Below are 16194 nucleotides of genomic sequence, written 5' to 3' on the forward strand. Positions count from 1 at the left end.
ACCCTGCCCTAGGAAAGTGCTGAAAGCCCCGCTTGGCGGGGCTTTCAGCATTCGGGCAGCGGTACCCGGGAACTCAGTCCGGTTGCCAGGCGCGGTGCCAGGTCTGCAGGTTGTCGCCCTGCAGCATCCATTCGGCGCGCACCCTGTCACGCAGTTCGTCGCCCATTCGTGCCGTGGCGTCGAGGTCGGCCAGGTGCATGCGGATCGCCTCCACCCAGTCGCGGAAGCGGTTCTTCACCCGGGTCGCCGGCAGGTCTCCGGCATAGGCACGGTTGTCGCTGCACACCACCGGGAAGCCACAAGCGCCGTATTCCAGCAGGCGCAGGTTGCTCTTGCACTGGTTGAACAGGTTGTCCTCCAGCGGCGCCAGGGCCAGGTCGAGATCCAGGCTCGCGAGCTTGGCCGGGTATTGCTGTATCGGCAGGCCCGGATGGAACTCGTGCACATAGGGACGGATCCTTTCCGGGCACATGCCGAAGAAGACCCATTCGACTTCGTTGGCCAGTTCCTTGACCACGTCGGCGATCAGTTCGAGGTCGCCGGTGTGGCTGACCCCGCCTGCCCAGCCCACCCGCGGCTTCGCCGAACGCCGCCGCTGGCTCGGCTGCAGGCCGCCCCACCAGCCGGGAGCCAGGCGGTTGTAGGCGACGCGGATATCCGGATGCAGGTCGGAGAAGGCCTCGGCCAACGCCTCGGTGGAAACCACGAAGCGGTCGACGTAGCCCAGGCCGCGGCGCAGGGAGCGGAGGATGTCCTTGGGCATGTGCTCGCGGTGCTGGTTCTTCAACGGCAGGTTCGGCAGGTAGTCGTCGAGCTCGTAGACCTTGAAGGCACGGGAGAAGGCCTTCATGCGGCGCATGGCGTCCAGGCGCTCGTCGCCGATCTGGCGCTGCAGCAGAACCACGTCCGGAGAGAAGCGCTCCAGGTCGGCGACATGCAGCAGGCCGTGGGTCACGACGCCTTCGATCAGGCCCTGCTCGCGCTGCGCGAGGAAGGGCTGGATGACCCGGTAGTGCCCGCATCCGAAGGTGTCGGCGAAATGCGCCAGCACTGTCGGCAATGGCTGCCAGGCCAGGGGCCGGAAGGTCAGCTGGGTGTCGGTGAGGACGAAGCCGCCGCGGGCGCGGACCAGGGAGAAGTTCGGGTTGTACGCCGGATCGCGGGCCAGGCGCGGCAGCCAGCGGGCGTAAAAGGCGTCCTGCAGCTCCACCGGCTCGGCTTCCGGAACCTGGCTGTGCAGCAAGGTCGCATGGGGCGTCCACGACACCAGGTAACCGGCCTCGCCGGCGCGCAGGCAGAGATCGACATCGGCGCCCCGTTCGGCGAAGTCGCCCTCGTCCAGGCCACCCAGCTCGTCGAACAGCGCCTTGCGGATCATCAGGCAGCCATCGGAGACCGCGCTGTAGTTCTGCGCCACCTGCAGGCGGTTCATGTAGCCGGTGGCGTTCATGTCCTCGCCGATGAAGGCGTGCCCGGCGACGCCGCGCAGGCCCAGCACCAGCCCGGCATGGGTGATGCGTCCGTCACCGTCGATGGTCCTCGCGCCGACGACGCCGACCTCCGGACGCTGCGCCTGGTTGACCAGCTCGCCCAGCCACTCGCCCTGGAAGACAGCGGTCTCCGGACGCAACAACAAGAGGTAGTCGCCACGCGCGTGGGCGGCAGCCAGGTTCTTCAGGTGCGCATCGGCCAGCGGCTCGCCCGAGCGCAGCACGCGGACGCGCTCGGCGGCCATCTGCTCGACGCCCTCCAACCACTGGCGGGTGGCCGGGTTCTCGCTGGCGTTGTCCACCAGCAGTATTTCGTAGTTGGGGTAGGCCGTGTGTTCGAGCAGGCTCATCACGCAGCGCTGCACGGCCGCGAGCTGGTCGCGCAGGACGATGAGGATGGACACCGGCGGCTGAGCCGCATGGCCGTAGTCGATGTGGTAGCGCCCCGGCAGATGGCTCTGCACCCGCGCCTGCCCGTAGCCACGCGCGGCGAGATGGCGCTGCAGGGTGCGCTCCTCGTCGGGGTTGGCCTGCAGGCTCGGCGCGGCGGTCGACAGCAGCGGCTCGGACAGGTGCGCCAGGCCATCGAGGCCGCCCTGCTCTACCAGGCGCAGCAGCAGATCCAGCTCCAGCGCCTGGGGATACTCCCCGTCGAAACCGCCTATCTGGAGGATGGCCTCGCGGTTGAACAGGCAGTGATGCGCCAGGGAGGTGGGGAAGCTGATCAGCAGGTCGAGGTTGAAATCCGGACGCATGGCCGGCCCTTCGCGGCCATCTTCGCCACGCAGCACCAGGTCGGTGGACACGGCGCGGCAACCGCCCGCCCCCATCAGTTCGAGGCCGGCGACCATCAGCCCGGATGCGGTGAAGAGATCACCGGCACCGGCCAGCACCGCCCAGTCGGCGGTGCTGCTGCGCAGCGCCTCGTTGATTGCGCAGGCCATGCCATCGTTTCCCACCGGCTGATGACGCAGGCGAAGCCCGCTGTCCACAGCCTGCGCCTGGGCACCCAGCAACGTCACACTGACATTCGGGTAGAGTTGGGCGGCCACCGCCAGGCTGTCGAGCGTCGCCTGCAGCGCCGCGGCATCCTCGCCCGCCGGCAGCAGCACTTCCACGTGCACGCCCAGGCCATTGGCCCGCAGGTGCTCGTCGATCAGGCGCTTCTGGATCGGGCTCGGCTTGCGCGCCGCCAACCACTCGTCGAAGCGCTCGGTCATCTCGCTCAGGGCATGGGCCTGGCGCAGGGCGGCAAGCAGGTCGACGCGTTCGGGGACCTGTTCTCGATGCAACGGCGAAACACCGACCAACTGGTCGCCGCCCTCGATGTACCAGCCCAGGTCCCGCACGGCCTGGCGGAAGTCCTGGTGGCCCTTGTCGCCGATGCCCGGCTTGTCGCGGCCGAGCTGGCTGAACTGCTCGCGGGAGACGCGGAAGTCCACCAGGGGGGCGGACAACATGGCAAGACGGCCACGCTTGAGCAGCTTGGCATAGAGCGCCAGGTCGGCTACCCAGGTGATACGCACGCCGTTGAGCACCGGCAAGCCATCACCGAACTCCAACAGGTCGGAGCGGCGACAAAGTACGGTACTCGGCTCCCCGATGAAGTTGACCGTATGCTCGGCGAAGAAGGACACCAACTCATCGCCATTGATCTGAACGTCCTCACGGAACGGGAAGGCGGTGGCCAGGATGTCCGGCAGCGACTTGCCCTCCTCATCCACCCGGCGCCGCCGTGAGCTGACCAGCGAAACACCCGGATGGGCTTCCATGACCTGCACCATGGCGCCGATGCAGTCCGCTTGAAGGACATCGTCGTCGTGCAGGAACTTGACATAGGTACCCGAGGCCATGCCAATGGCGCGGGCCGCGCTGCGCGTCTCGTACAGGCGCGTCTCGTTGCGGCTGTAGATGATGGGGAAGTCGGCGCGCTCGCGGAAGGCCTCGATCGTCTGCTCTACCTCATCGGAACGACAGTCGTCGCAGACCACCAGCTCAAGGGGGCGATAGCGCTGACACAGGATGCTTTCCAGCGCCTGCTCCAGGTACTGAGCCTTGTAGGCCGGCATGATCACGCTGACCAGCGGGGCGAATTCATTGGGGTTCGGCATGACAACCTCTCAAGGCATTGCGCAGAGCGATTTGATCCTGTCCACCACGCGCTGGGCGTTCTGGCAGTCCAGGTATTTGAAGAACAGTTTCTTGACCATCCGATAGCGTTCGCTACCCACCTGCTCGGGGTACGCAAGCTCATGATCGAGGGCGGCCAGCAGGTGCTCGAAGTCGTCGGAGACCGGTCCCGGGAACGCCAGGTCCATCTCATAGAGCAGGCCATTCTGCTGGGTCCGGTAATGATTCAGATCGTAGGCGAAGCTCAGCACGGGCAGGTCGAGGTAGAGCGCGTCGATGTAGACCGAGGAATAATCGGTGATCACCAGTGCAGACTCGCGTAGGACAGGCGCCAACTCGCTGACGATGGCGTGACCGAGATCGACGATTGTCTCGCCATCGATGTGCCGCTCCATATTGAACAGTTGGTCGCCTTTGCGGAAGTAATGCATGCGGAAGCCGAGCACAGCATCATGCTTGCGCAGTAGCGCCTTCAGGCGCGCGATCTCGTCATCGCTGAACTGGTAGTAGCGGCTGCCTTGCACAGTGCTGTCGCGGAAAGTCGGCGCATAGGTGACCAGTCGCTTGCCCGCGCGCAGACGGCGCACCAGCTCGGTTTCCTGGCGCAATACGGCAGGCAGTGCGTTTTCTTCCATCAGCAGGAAATCGTTGCGTGGCAGGCCGGTGAGCCATACGGCAGAGAAATCGATGGGATAGAAGATCGACCCCATGGCGTAACTATCGACGTCAGAGGAGCAGATCAGACCATGGTAATAGGCGCGCTCCTTGCGACGGAAAGCGACGCGGTCGGCATGCTGCCGCGAGTCCGGGTTGGCGAGGGCGAAGAGGCGCTTGAGCGGGATACCATGCCAGAGGTTGACCAGCCGGCGGCGGGTCAGACTCGGGCGCAGCACGCTGAACGAGCCGTCCTCCCAGCGCCAGGACATGTCCAGGGCCACGGCATTGGTCAGCAGATAGACCCCGCTGCGGGCCAGGGCCCAGAGGCCGGCCAGGCTCTGCAGGTCCAGCACCTCGGTATTGCAGGCGCCCTCCAGCCCCAAGTCCACCTCACCGCGCCGGGTGAATACGAGCTTGCGGATTCGCACGTCCCCCTTCACAGCCTCGAAGACAGCGCGGGCGTTCTCGATGAACTGCTCGTCCTTCAATGGATGGACGAAGAATGCCCAACACTCCTGGCGCTTGGGCACCAGCCGGTCGAGCAGATACCACAGCGGCAGCAGCCATTGTCCAAGGAGACGGCTGCGGACATGGCGCTGCCCGATCGGCAAGGATCTGGCCTCAGGCAGTCGGTCGACTGACATCGTGGATGACCGCACAGATAGCATCGACTTCGGCTTCGCTGAGATCCGGGTAGATGGGCAGGCACAGTACCTTCTGAGAAACGTCGCGGGCGACGGGCAGACGAGCCGCCTCGGCCGAAGGCAGGCCCCGGTACATGGGGAAATCACTGATCAGCGGATAGAAGTACCGCCGCACGTGGATGTTCTGCGCACGCAGGTGGGCAAACAGATCATCACGCGACAAGGCAAAGTCGCTGTCGATCAGCACCGGGAAGTAGGCATAGTTGGATACCGCGTCATTCTCGCGCTCCAGGTAGCTCAACCCGGGTACGCCATCGAGCAGGCGGCGATAACGTTCGTCGATCCGGCGGCGCCAGGCCAGTGCGTCGTCGATGTACTTGAGCTGGAGCAGACCGAAGGCGGCATTGATCTCGCTCATCTTGCCATTGATGCCTGGCGCAACCACCGTGGTGTCGTTGACAAAACCGAAGTTCTTCAGGTGGTTGATGCGCTGGCGGGTCTTGGCATCAGGGCAGATGATCGCGCCGCCCTCGAAGGTATTGAAGACCTTGGTGGCATGGAAGCTGAGCACACTAAGGTCTCCATGACGAAGAATGCTGCCACCCTGGTCGCGAACCCCGAAGGCGTGCGCGGCATCATAGATCACCCGCAGGTTGTAGGTATCGGCGATACGAGCGATCTCTTCGACGTCGCAGGGGTTGCCATAGCAATGCACCGGCATGATGGCCGTGGTCTGCGGGGTAATGGCCGCCTCGATCTTGCTTGGGTCGAGATTGAGTGTCTTCGGGTCGATATCGACGAAGACCGGCTTGATGCCGTTCCACAGCAACGAGTGTCCGGTGGCGACGAAGGAATACGGTGTCGTGATCACCTCTCCAGTGATGCGCAGCGACTGCAGCGCGGTCACCAGCGCGAGGGTACCGTTGGCGAACAGGGCGATATGCTCGACGCCAAGGTATTCGCAGAGTGCGGCCTCCAGCGCCTGGTGCATGTTGCCGCCATTGGTCAGCACGTGGCTGTCCCAGATCTTCTGCAGATAGGGGATGAACTCTTCCAACGGCGGCATCAGGGGCCGGGTGACCGGGATAATCTTGTTCATGTCGAGTACCTCTCGAAAAACCTCAAACTGCGCGTCACCGGGACGCCGCAGACTTCTCGGCACCGCGCTCGCGGCGCCACCGGAGTTCACTCCCTGACGCAAGCCTCAAGGCTTGCCAGGCGGGAAACGTGGGTGCCATCGAGGCGCACCCCTATCCCGCCGGATTCAGCAGACAACGACAGCTGGCAGCCAGCGAACGGCTGCAGCGGCAACAGCTTCAGCACCTCCGGTGTCAGCAGCGCGCGACCAACCCGATAGCGCCCCGGCGTACCGTTGGTGACATAGTTCAGGATCAAGCCGTACAGATCGCCCGCGGCCATGCGATGTGCCAACTGGTCGAGCGCCAGGCGATAGATATGCCGGTGCGCCGCACTGCTATCCAGCGGCTCGAAGGCGATGACGCCGTTGCCGTGCAACGACTGCAATTCGAAGCTGACCGGGCTCTTGCACACCACGCTGTCGTGCAATGCGAGTTCCGGATGGAGATAACCGTCGTGTACTGCCAGAGTGCAGATGTGGAAGAAACCGATGGTGGGGAAGTCGATACGCGACACACTGTTGTCGATACCCACTTCCGGATTGTCGAGGAAGGGCTGGTCCCAGTAGCACTCGCCGTCGATTTCGCGCACCTGCCCATTCACCGGCAGCGCCAGCAGGTAACAGACGGCTGCGCTATCCCCCTTCTCCAGCAAGCGAAGGTACAGCGTGCGACGTACTCCCAGGGCGCGATAGTCGAGATTGCCGTACAGCTTCAGCAGGCGTTGCATGCCCTCGACGAAGACCTGACGGAACGATGGAGAAGCGACCATCGCCGGCATCACGTGGAGGGCTCGCTGCAGGTTGGTCACGGCAATGGCGCGGCGATACTCCTCGGCATCGGCGACGCCCTCGAAAGCGACCCATTCGAGGGTCATCGAACGCAGGCGGTCGAGGAAGTTCCTCCCATCCATCTTGCTCTGGGTGATGGAAGCAGTAGCGCCGGCCGGGCGAGCACGCCACAAGTACACGAGCTCGGGAATGATCACGGTCTTGCGACTGCGGAAGTAGGCGCCGTGGACGAAGGGACGGTCGGCGTAGAGCAACCCTGGCTCCATGCCGAGTCCGTACTCACGCAGGAAGGCGGTACGGAACACTTTGTTCCAGTAGAAGCCATCGTGGATCAGGTCAGGGAATTCACCAGCGGACCGCAACACCCGGCGATGAGTCCAGACAAAGGGCTCGTAGAGAAAAGCCACCGCCGATACTTCACGTCCTTCCAGGCGCGCAGCGCGGCCAACGACGATGTCCGCCTCGTGGGCGACCGCCTGCTCCATCAGCAAGGCATAGCCATCGGGGCTGACTAGGTCATCGGAATCGACCAGGGCAACGTATTCGCCCCGAGCCAGGGAGACACCGAGATTTCCCGAGACCGCTCCACCCTCGTTGAGGGTCTTGGCTACGCAGCGGAAGTTGGCATGCTTCGCCTCATAAGCTCGGCAGATTGCCAGGCTGTCGTCAGTACTCAGGTCGTCGACAGCGATGATTTCAATATTGGAGTAGCGCTGGCCCAGCAGGGAATCCAGGCATTCGTGCAGGTACTCGGCAGCGTTGAAGACCAACACCACTATGCTCAGCAGAGGCTGCATGGAGAGCTCGTTGCGAAGATCGGTCGATTGCGACATATCAGGCCCGCCAGTCCAGCAGTTGCTCGGCGGCATCGACATCGAGCACGGGGATGCCGTGTACCTGACTGACGTCGAGTCGCTCGCGGTAGGAGTCGTCGATGAACAGCGCTGCCTCGCCCACGGGGATCACCGAACTCTTCGGCGATTCATCACGGATGTGCACGATGCGCTCGAACAGGTCCGGGGAAATTCGCTGTATCTTCAGCGTCTCCTCGGGTACGCCGGCGTGGCGGGTCACGAGTACGCAGGGAATCCCGGCCATGGCCCACTGGTACAGCAGGGAGATCAACAGCAGGTTGACCTTGCCGTTGACGATCAGGGTGTCGTCCAGGTCAAGGTAGACGCGTTCGTAATGGAGTCCGGCCCGATAGCAGTTCTTGAACGCCCGGTCGAGCTGGATCGGGTACTGCTGTGGCAAAACAGAGAAGGCCATATCGAGGTGGGCGTAAAGCGTCAGCAAGGGATAGTTGATGCCCAGGGCGCGCGACATCCCCATTGAACCTGCGATGCGCGGTGCCACTTCGAGCAGCTTGAAGCGACCGTCGGCAGCCTGCTTGATCTGGAAGAACCAGGCGCCTTTCAGACGCAGGCGCTCAGCGATAGCGGCAGCCATCTCAAGTATCCGCTCATCGGCAGCCACGGCTTCGGTGCGGACACTGATGCCAGCCTTGATCCGCAGCCGGCGACGCGGGGAGACATGAAGCAGCTCGCCATCGTGGCTGGAAATGCAATCCAGGGTGTACTCGGCGCCAGGCAGGTACTCGGCGAATACGTATTCGCGACCGCTGTCGATCAACTGAGCATGACGAGCCGCCGAGTCCACTCGCTCGGCCCCCTGGGAGCCCTGGCCGACGGCCGGTTTGGCGAAGATCGGATAGTGTTCTGCCAGACCACGAATGCGTTGCGGAATGAAATCGCAATCGGCAAGAAAGTCGTAGGTGGCGTTCTTGTTGCGGCAGACCTCGGCAATAGCCGGCTCAGGTGCCACCACGCGTGCCTGCAACTGCTCGCGGCCCTGGGCGAGTCGCAGCATCACACTGTCGTGGGCCGGCATGACGATGTCGATGCCCCACTCGGCGATTAGCGTGTTGAGCTGGTCGATGAAGTCCGGCGAATCGACGTGAGCGTTCACCTCGCGATAACGCCGGTAGGCGAACTCGCCATGATCGGCGACCGACGACACGCCAAAGAGCTCCACGAATTTGCTGTAACGCAGTGCGGCGCTGATCTCCAGGCCGATCTCCGAACCACAGGGAAAGACCAGGACCTTAATCGGCATGGGCACCTCCAAAAATGCTGGCGGCGACCCGCTCGGCCGCCCGCCCGTCGTTGAGCGAACAGAAGCGCCGCTGGAATTCGCGATAGCGCGATGCGTAATCCGCACTGACCTGCTGGAGCCGTGCGAGCAAACCGAGAAGCTCCCCGGTGCTGCGTGCCACCGGCCCGGGCAGATCGTCATGGACGTCGAGGTAGAAGCCGCGGATTTCGTTGGCGTACTCCTCGAGGTCATAGCAGTAGAACAGGATGGGCCGGCCGGTCACCGCGAAGTCGAAAAACACCGAGGAATAGTCGGTAATCAGCACGTCGGCGAGCATGCATAACTCGTTGATGTCATCGAGCGCGGACAAGTCGATGACATTCGCCGGCAGGCGGCGGTGGTCCAGGCGCTCGGAAACCAGGTGGTGTGCGCGGATCAGCAGCACCTGATCGTCCTCGAGAGCATGCGACACAGCCTCCAGATCAAGCTTGAGATCGAATCTGTGCTGCCACAACGCCGTCGCATTGTTATCGCGCCAGGTCGGCGCATAGAGGATAAAGCGCTTGCCGGCAGGGAGGCCTAGGCGCTCGGCCAGCAATGCACGAGAGATGCCCCGATCGAGCAGCGGGTCGGTCAGTGGATAGCCGGCTTCGAGAATTTCACCGTCATAGCGGAAGGCGCGGCGGAATACCTGAGTGGAATAGGCGTTCTCGCTGAGGAGACAACTCCAGCTACGCGACTCGCGGTAGAAGTTTTCACGGGCATCGACTTCCGGCCCCTTCAGCTCGATGTCGAAGGACAGGCGCTTGAGCGGCGTACCATGCCAGGTCTGCAAGTAGAAAGTCTCGGGCTTGCGCCCGTGCACGGGAAACAGCACGTTGTTGACGCGATAACGTGCCTGGGCAAGCAGTCGGTAGTAGTCCGCAGAGCTGCGGCTGACGATCCGGGGATTGCCGGGGATGGGCTGCAGGCCATCGTAGGACCAGACGAATTGCAGGTCCGGACGCGTACGCAGGAGGAATTCGTAGAGATACCGCGGGTTGCCCGAATAGGTCTTGCCCAGGAAGCTCTCGAAGAACACCAGGTTATCGATCAGTGGCAGCTCGGATAAGTAGCCCTGGTACATATGACGGGCGTTCTCGGTGGCAACGATGCGAGCATGCCGCTCCGCTTCCGCGATATACAACGCCAGGGAGTTGGCGCTCTCGGTGAAATACGCGGAGAGGCCGTGATCGCCATAGCGCCCCTGGAAGAAGTGCCGCGGCTGCTCGGCCGGCAGCGGTGCGCCCCGCAGCAACTCATCGTATTGGCACACCTCCCCGACCAGCATCTGCAGACGTACGTCCCAGCGATTGCTCTCGTCAGCGAGGAGTGCTGTGGCGGCGATCGATGCCTGCGCCCCGTCCTCGATGTCGCCGACGACCTCCAGACCGTCACCGCGCCGGCGCAGGACCAGGCGATAAGCATGCTCGGTAGCCGGCTCGTGCAGATCCAGGCGAATCCGCAGGCAGCCATCGGCATCTATCTGGATATCGCGCAGCAGAGGAATATGGGTCGGCAGAAAGGACATCGGGGGCTTCTCCGGCAGCAACGCCGTAATGGATTCAGGCATCGAGTCGCGAGCTCAATCCTGCTGCGCGGCCTTGCCGACGCGTATCTCGGAACTCGCTGGCTGCCCGACAACGGGCTGACGCGCATGGGCCTCGCGCAGCTGACTGGAGGAAATACCCGCGGTGCGCTCCAGATAGACCACCTGGCAATGCGGCAGGAGGAAGTCGAACTTCCCTTTCCAGTCGTCGCCCATGGCGAAGATATCCACCGCGTGCTCGCGGATGTCGCTGACCTTCTGTTCCCAGCAGGTCTCCGGGATCACCAGGTCGACGTAGCGCAACGACTCGATGATTTCCTTGCGCTGCTCGTAGGGCACCAGGGCGCGCTTGCCCTTGAGGGCGTTGAACTCGTCGGTCGACACCGCGACTATCAGGCGCTCGCCGAGCTCGCGCAGGCGGCGGATCAGGCGCACATGGCCGACATGGAACGTATCGAAGGTTCCATAGGTAATGATTGTCTTCATGCTGCGTCTCACCCTGTCTGCCACCACTGCAGAGGTTGGCGGACCTGCCGCGAAGCGGCATCGGTCCCTTCCGATCCTGGCTTGCGGTCTCGCGACCGAAGCACTGGCGAAGTCGCCAATCTACTGACGGACTCTCGCGCTCAGGGGGACTACAGCAAATTGAATGCCATCTTCCGCGAAGGTGCGCGGGACGCGGCGTATGAGGGATTGGGGAAGGCTTGAAGCGCTGGCAGGAGAAGGCGGGAGGCAGCGGCAAGGGATTGCCGCCGAAGGAAACGCCGCGCGCCCTCCCACGGAAGACGCACGGCGATCGAGTAGGCTCAGAGCTTGTTGAACAGACTCAACTGGCTGACTCGGGCAAACGCTGCCTGGGCCGCTTCGAGCATGGTCTGCTGCAGCACCAGCTTGGAGGTGGCCTCGGCCATGTCGGTGTCGCGGATCGACGACTGGGTGGTGCTGTTGGTCAGGCTCAGGCTCTGGTTTTCCTGGCTGAGCACATCGATGGTGTTCAGCCGCGAGCCCACCGACGACTGCACGTTCATCACCTGGTTCATGCCATTGTCGATGTTGGTCAGCGCCGAGGCCACCATGTTGCGGATGTTCAGCTGGGCCTGGGGATCGTCGGCGGTGGAGGCGCTCAGCGCGGTGCGCAGGTCGCCGATGGTGTTGAGGATGTTCTGCCGCTCCGGCGAGCTGGCGGTGACGCTGAACTGGTCGCCGGCGGCCGGCGAGGCGCTGATCGAGAGGTCGACGCCGGCCACGCTGATGGTCTGCGGGAAGGTGCCGCCGAGGGTCCCGCTGGAGATCGGCGTGGCGCCCTGGGCAGCCGGCAGCGCGTAGACCTCGTAGTCGGTGGCGCTGGTGAACTTCAGCTGCACGCCGTTGGCCGGGAACTGGGTGGCGTAGGCGGTCTGGTTGCTGACCGTGCCGCTGGTGATCTGCGCGCCCGAGGTGTTGGTGGCGCTGCGCTTGATCGAGATGTCGTCGGGGGCCATGCCGAAGCTGAAGCTGTAGCCGCCGACCAGGCTGTCCATGTCGCTGGCGTCGTCGCTGCTGGGTAAGGAGACATCGAGCTGGAACTGCGCGCCGCGGAAGCTGATGGCGTTGCTGTCCGCGGAGGTGGCGTCGTAGGTGCCGTTGGTGTTGGCCTCGCTGGTGACGTCGTTACCGTCCTTGTCGAGGATCTGGTACTGGGTGCCGCTGAGCACGTTCAGGGTGTAGGGCGCGCCATCGCGGAAGCTGGCGTTGTAGGTGCTGTCGCTGGTCACCGTGCCTTGGGAGAGGAACGCCCGCTGCACGCCGTCGCTGTTCGGGTTGCTGCTCAGCGAACTGGTGGTGCGGCTGGCGTTGGCCGCCATCTCGAAGATGCTCCAGCCATTGTCGCTGGTCGGCAGCAGCAGGTTATCGGCGATCTGCAGGTTCAGCGAGCTCTGGTCGCCCTGGTAGCTGTAGGTGCCGTCGGCGTTCTGGATGAACGGCTGCACCGTGCTCTTGCTGCCGGAGAACAGGTAGTTGCCGCTGGCGTCCTTGCTGTTCATCAGCGTCAGCAGCTGCTGCTGGATCTGCCCGAGCTGGTCGGCCAGGGCCTTGCGGTCGTCGTCGGTGAGGGAGCCGTCGCCGGCGCGTACCGCGACCTCGCGGGCCTGCTGCAGCACGTTGGTGATCGAGGACAGCACGCTCTCTTCCTGGTTCAGGGCGTTCTGCGCGGTGGTCATGTTGCTGCTGTATTGCGTCAGCAGCGCCTGCTGCTGTTGCAGTTGCAGCAGGCGCGCGGCGCCGACGGGGTCGTCGGCGGGGGTCTGGATGCGCACACCGCTGGAGATCTGCTCCTGGGTCTTGGCCAGGCTGGCGTAGCCGCGGTTGTAGTTGTCGATGTTGGAACTGAAGATCTGCGGGGTGGAAATACGCATCACGGCCGCCTCAGATGTTGTTGATCAGGGTGTCGAAGAGCGTCTGCGCGGTCTTGATGATCTGCGCGGAGGCCGTGTAGTACTGCTGGAACTTCACCAGGTTGGCCGCTTCCTCGTCGAGGTTGACCGCCGACAGCGAGTCGCGGGTGTTCTGCGCCTGGGTCAGCACCGCGTCGGTGGCGGTGGCGTCCAGCTTGGCCTGGTTGGCCTGGGCGCCGACGGTCTCGGTCAGGCTGCTGTAGGCGCCGGTCAGGCTCATGCCGCTGCCACTGCCGGTGCCGCTGCCCACGGTCTTGGCGCTCTGCAGGTCGATGAGCTTCTGCGCGTTGCCGTTGTCGGCGTCGCCATCGGAATTGAAGGCGACGGTGAAGCTGTCGCCGCTGCCGGGGTAGCCGCCGATGCTGGTCTGGAAGCTGAACGACGGCGTGCCGGGCACGGTGACGCTGATGTCGTTGTTCTGCCCCGGCACTATGCTGCCGGTGCCCAGCGAGTTGCCGGCGGAATCGTAGATCGTGTAGCCCTGGGTGCCGTCGCTGGCGGCGGCGTCGAACACCAGCTTGACCGGCATGCCGGCCTTGATCGCCGCCGCCAGGTCGGCGCTGTTGCTGGCGTCGAGCTCGGTGGTCAGGCTGGTGCCGCTGATGGTGCCGCTGCCGATGTTGCCGGTGGTGGTGGTGGAGACCAGCGGCGAGGCCAGCGCCAGGCGGTTGGCGTCGGTCATCGCCACGGAGATGTCCGCCGCGGCGGTGCGCGTGGGGATCACCGTGAAGCGGTCGCCGGCCTGGATGGTGCCGACGCTCTGCTGGCTGAGGCTGAAGCCGTCGAATTCCTTGGGCGGATCGTCGGTGAGGTCGCCGCTGCCCATCACCTCGCCATCGGACAGGCGTCGGACGCTGTAGCCGGTGGCCGAGGTGAAGGTCACCTCGTAGTCGCTGGTGGTCAGCGCGCTGCTGTCGTCGATGCTGACGTTGAGGTTGCCGGTGCCGCTGTTGAGGCCGTTGGCCAGGCTGCGGTTGCCGATCACGCTGGCGTCGTTGATGTCCTTGAACAGCGCGGCGCCGAAGTTGCCGTTGAGGTCCAGGCCCTGGGCCAGCTGGCTGTTGAAGGTGTCGGCGAGGACGATGGCCATGCGCCCCAGTTCGTTCTGGGTGGTGTTCAGCACCTCGCTGCGGTAGCGCAGCAGGCCGCCCATCTGGCCGCCGGTGACCACCGAGGTGACATCCACGGTCACGCCGCTGGAGCTGGAGTTCAGCGACAGGCTGTACTGCGACGGGTTGCTGGCGCTGGGCGCGGCGCTCAGGGTCGAGGCGTTGCTGCCCACCACCAGCGGCTGGCCGGAACCCAGGTAGAGGTTGTAGCTGCTGCCCTGCTTGACCACGCTGACGCCGATCATGTCCGACAGTTGCACCACCGCCTGGTCGCGCTTGTCCTGCAGGTCGTTGGCGCTGGCGCCGGCGGATTCGGCGGCGGTGATCGCCTGGTTGTACTGGGCGATGGTCTTGGCCAGGTCGCTGACCTGCCCGGCCAGGCTGCTCATCTGGGTGTTGACGTAGCTGTTCTGGGTGCCCAACTGGGTGGAGATGGAATTGAAGCGTTGCGCCAGGTTCTTCGCCTGGGTCAGCACCAGTTGCCGCGAGGCGGAGTCGGTCGGGGTGCCGGCCGCGGTCTGCAGCGAGGCGAAGAAGTTCTGCATCACCGAGGACAGGCCGGTGGTGCTGTCCGACAGCAGCGAGTCGACCTGGTTGACCTGGCTCAGGTAGGTCTGCGCATCGCTGTTCACCGCGGTCGCGCCACGCAGCTGGTTGGCCAGGAACTCGCTGTACATCCGGCGCACGTCCTGCACCGTGGTGCCGGTGCCGACGTAGTAGCGCCCGGAGAACTGCGCGGCCGAGCTGACCTGCATCGACTGCTGGCGGGTATAGCCGGCGGTGTCGACGTTGGTGATGTTGTTGCCGGTGGTGCTCAGCGCCGTTTGCGAGGCGTTGAGGCCGGACAATCCTATGGATAACAGGCTCATGGGCTTTCCTTAGAGCGTTCCATTCTTCAAAGCGTACGGGTCGGGGCGTCGGCCATGGCCACGGTCTGGTAGACCTGCACCTGCCTGGCGATCTGCGAGACCTTGCGCGCGTATTGCGGGTCGGTGGCATAGCCGGCGCGCTGCAGTTCCTTCATGAACTGCTCGGGGCGCGCGGCGGAGTCCAGGGCGCCCTGGTAGCGGTCGTTGTTCTGCAGGAAGCTGACGTAGTCCTGGAAGCTCTGCTCGAAGGAGTTGTAGGCGCGGAACGAGGCCACTTCCTTCACCTGCTTGCCGTTCTCGTACTCGCTGGTGAGCGCGCGCGCCGAGTCGCCCCTCCAGCTCGAACCGCTCTTGATACCGAACAGGTTGTGGCTGCTGCTGCCGTCGCGCTGGGCGATCATCTTCTTGCCCCAACCGGTTTCCAGCGCGGCCTGGGCCACCAGGTAGCGCGGGTCGACGCCGATGCGCTTGGCCGCGCGTTCGGCCATGGGCAGCATGGTGGCGACGAAGTCGTCGGCCGAGGCGAACATGGACTTGCCCGGCCTGGTCGAGATGGCCGAGGTATCGGCGACGGCGGCGCTGCCGGCGGTATCGTCCTGGCGGGCGTAGCCCCTGCCGTTGCGCCAGTCGCTGCTGGCCAACTGCGCCGGCTGGCTGGTGCCGGTGGCATTGGCGTCCGGCACTATGCTGGCGGCGATGCGCTTGGCCAGCGTGCCCGGCAAGGCCAGGCGCCGCGCGTTCAGCGCCTGGCGGTCGTCGCGGCCGGGCTCGGGCTGCGTCAGCGGCTTGCCGCTGGCAGACCACAGGCTCTTCGCCCGCTGCCGGTCCTGCCCCGCTACAGCCTGGGTGGCCTGGGTATCGGATTGCGCCTGCACCTGGGCAAAGGGGTTGTCGCCGGTGTGGCGCACGCCCTGCATCTTCTCCATCTGCTTGACCAGCACGTCGGCCAGGCCGATGCCGTGCCCCTCGCGCGCCAGGGACACCGACAGCTGGTGGTCGTACATGTCCTGGTACTGCTTGGCGGTCTCGCTGTTGAGCGGGTTGTCCTTGGCGAACACTTCGTTGGCCGAGCGCATCGACTTGAGCATCTCGTTGAGGAACAGCGACTCGAACTCCTGGGCCACCTTGCGGATGTTGCCCTGGCTGTTGCGGTCGCCGCTCTTCAGCTGGCTCAAGCGGTTGAGGTCGGTGTAGGCCTGGCTGTCGCTGGCGCTGGTGCCGGAGTTGAGCAGTCGTGCGTCCATGGCGGCG

Annotated in this window: 10 protein-coding genes; all 10 read right to left on the minus strand. The window is 64.5% G+C overall.

Translation table 11 applies throughout. The annotated features are described in order from the left end of the window. Positions 1-73: 73 nt before the first annotated feature. Positions 74-3601 carry a glycosyltransferase gene (locus tag FG99_RS04845; protein ID WP_043267649.1) on the minus strand — a complete coding sequence of 1176 codons (3528 nt, stop codon included), beginning with the start codon at positions 3599-3601 and terminating at the stop codon, positions 74-76. A 9-nt stretch (positions 3602-3610) separates the two neighbouring features. Beyond that, on the minus strand, positions 3611-4888 hold the full coding sequence (locus FG99_RS04850; protein ID WP_232244787.1) for a CDP-glycerol glycerophosphotransferase family protein: 1278 nt from the start codon (positions 4886-4888) through the stop codon (positions 3611-3613). 10 nt (positions 4889-4898) lie between these two features. Next, positions 4899-6020: a DegT/DnrJ/EryC1/StrS family aminotransferase gene (locus FG99_RS04855; RefSeq protein ID WP_043267651.1), complete on the minus strand. Its 1122-nt coding sequence runs from the start codon at positions 6018-6020 to the stop codon at positions 4899-4901. A gap of 86 nt (positions 6021-6106) precedes the next feature. After that, the gene (locus FG99_RS04860; protein WP_043267653.1) at positions 6107-7645 is read right to left on the minus strand and encodes a glycosyltransferase family 2 protein; all 1539 of its coding nucleotides are present in this window, start codon (positions 7643-7645) and stop codon (positions 6107-6109) included. Between the two features lie 37 nt (positions 7646-7682). Then, the gene (locus FG99_RS04865; protein WP_043267655.1) at positions 7683-8963 is read right to left on the minus strand and encodes an ATP-grasp domain-containing protein; all 1281 of its coding nucleotides are present in this window, start codon (positions 8961-8963) and stop codon (positions 7683-7685) included. Beyond that, on the minus strand, positions 8953-10554 hold the full coding sequence (locus FG99_RS04870) for a CDP-glycerol glycerophosphotransferase family protein (RefSeq protein WP_051878454.1): 1602 nt from the start codon (positions 10552-10554) through the stop codon (positions 8953-8955). The genes FG99_RS04865 and FG99_RS04870 overlap by 11 nt, the downstream gene beginning before the upstream one ends. Positions 10555-10566: 12 nt before the next feature. After that, on the minus strand, positions 10567-11016 hold the full coding sequence (tagD, locus tag FG99_RS04875; RefSeq protein ID WP_081884565.1) for a glycerol-3-phosphate cytidylyltransferase: 450 nt from the start codon (positions 11014-11016) through the stop codon (positions 10567-10569). Between the two features lie 320 nt (positions 11017-11336). Continuing rightward, entirely contained in the window at positions 11337-12926 is a 1590-nt protein-coding gene (locus FG99_RS04880) for a flagellar hook-associated protein 3 (RefSeq protein ID WP_043267657.1), read from the minus strand. A 10-nt stretch (positions 12927-12936) separates the two neighbouring features. After that, positions 12937-14943 (minus strand): flagellar hook-associated protein FlgK, encoded by a 2007-nt coding sequence (gene flgK, locus FG99_RS04885; protein WP_043267659.1) that lies wholly within the window; start codon positions 14941-14943, stop codon positions 12937-12939. A 26-nt stretch (positions 14944-14969) separates the two neighbouring features. Further along, on the minus strand, positions 14970-16187 hold the full coding sequence (flgJ, locus tag FG99_RS04890) for a flagellar assembly peptidoglycan hydrolase FlgJ (protein WP_043267661.1): 1218 nt from the start codon (positions 16185-16187) through the stop codon (positions 14970-14972). Positions 16188-16194: the final 7 nt, after the last annotated feature.

Source organism: Pseudomonas sp. AAC (assembly GCF_000725445.1).
Lineage (GTDB): Bacteria > Pseudomonadota > Gammaproteobacteria > Pseudomonadales > Pseudomonadaceae > Pseudomonas > Pseudomonas citronellolis.

Coding starts and splice junctions, on each gene's coding strand:
- FG99_RS04845 (WP_043267649.1), bottom strand. CDS start 3,601: ATGCCGAACCCCAATGAATTCGCCCCGCTGGTCAGCGTGATCATGCCG.
- FG99_RS04855 (WP_043267651.1), bottom strand. CDS start 6,020: ATGAACAAGATTATCCCGGTCACCCGGCCCCTGATGCCGCCGTTGGAA.
- FG99_RS04860 (WP_043267653.1), bottom strand. CDS start 7,645: ATGCAGCCTCTGCTGAGCATAGTGGTGTTGGTCTTCAACGCTGCCGAG.
- FG99_RS04865 (WP_043267655.1), bottom strand. CDS start 8,963: ATGCCGATTAAGGTCCTGGTCTTTCCCTGTGGTTCGGAGATCGGCCTG.
- FG99_RS04870 (WP_051878454.1), bottom strand. CDS start 10,554: ATGCCTGAATCCATTACGGCGTTGCTGCCGGAGAAGCCCCCGATGTCC.
- tagD (WP_081884565.1), bottom strand. CDS start 11,016: ATGAAGACAATCATTACCTATGGAACCTTCGATACGTTCCATGTCGGC.
- FG99_RS04880 (WP_043267657.1), bottom strand. CDS start 12,926: ATGCGTATTTCCACCCCGCAGATCTTCAGTTCCAACATCGACAACTAC.
- flgK (WP_043267659.1), bottom strand. CDS start 14,943: ATGAGCCTGTTATCCATAGGATTGTCCGGCCTCAACGCCTCGCAAACG.
- flgJ (WP_043267661.1), bottom strand. CDS start 16,187: ATGGACGCACGACTGCTCAACTCCGGCACCAGCGCCAGCGACAGCCAG.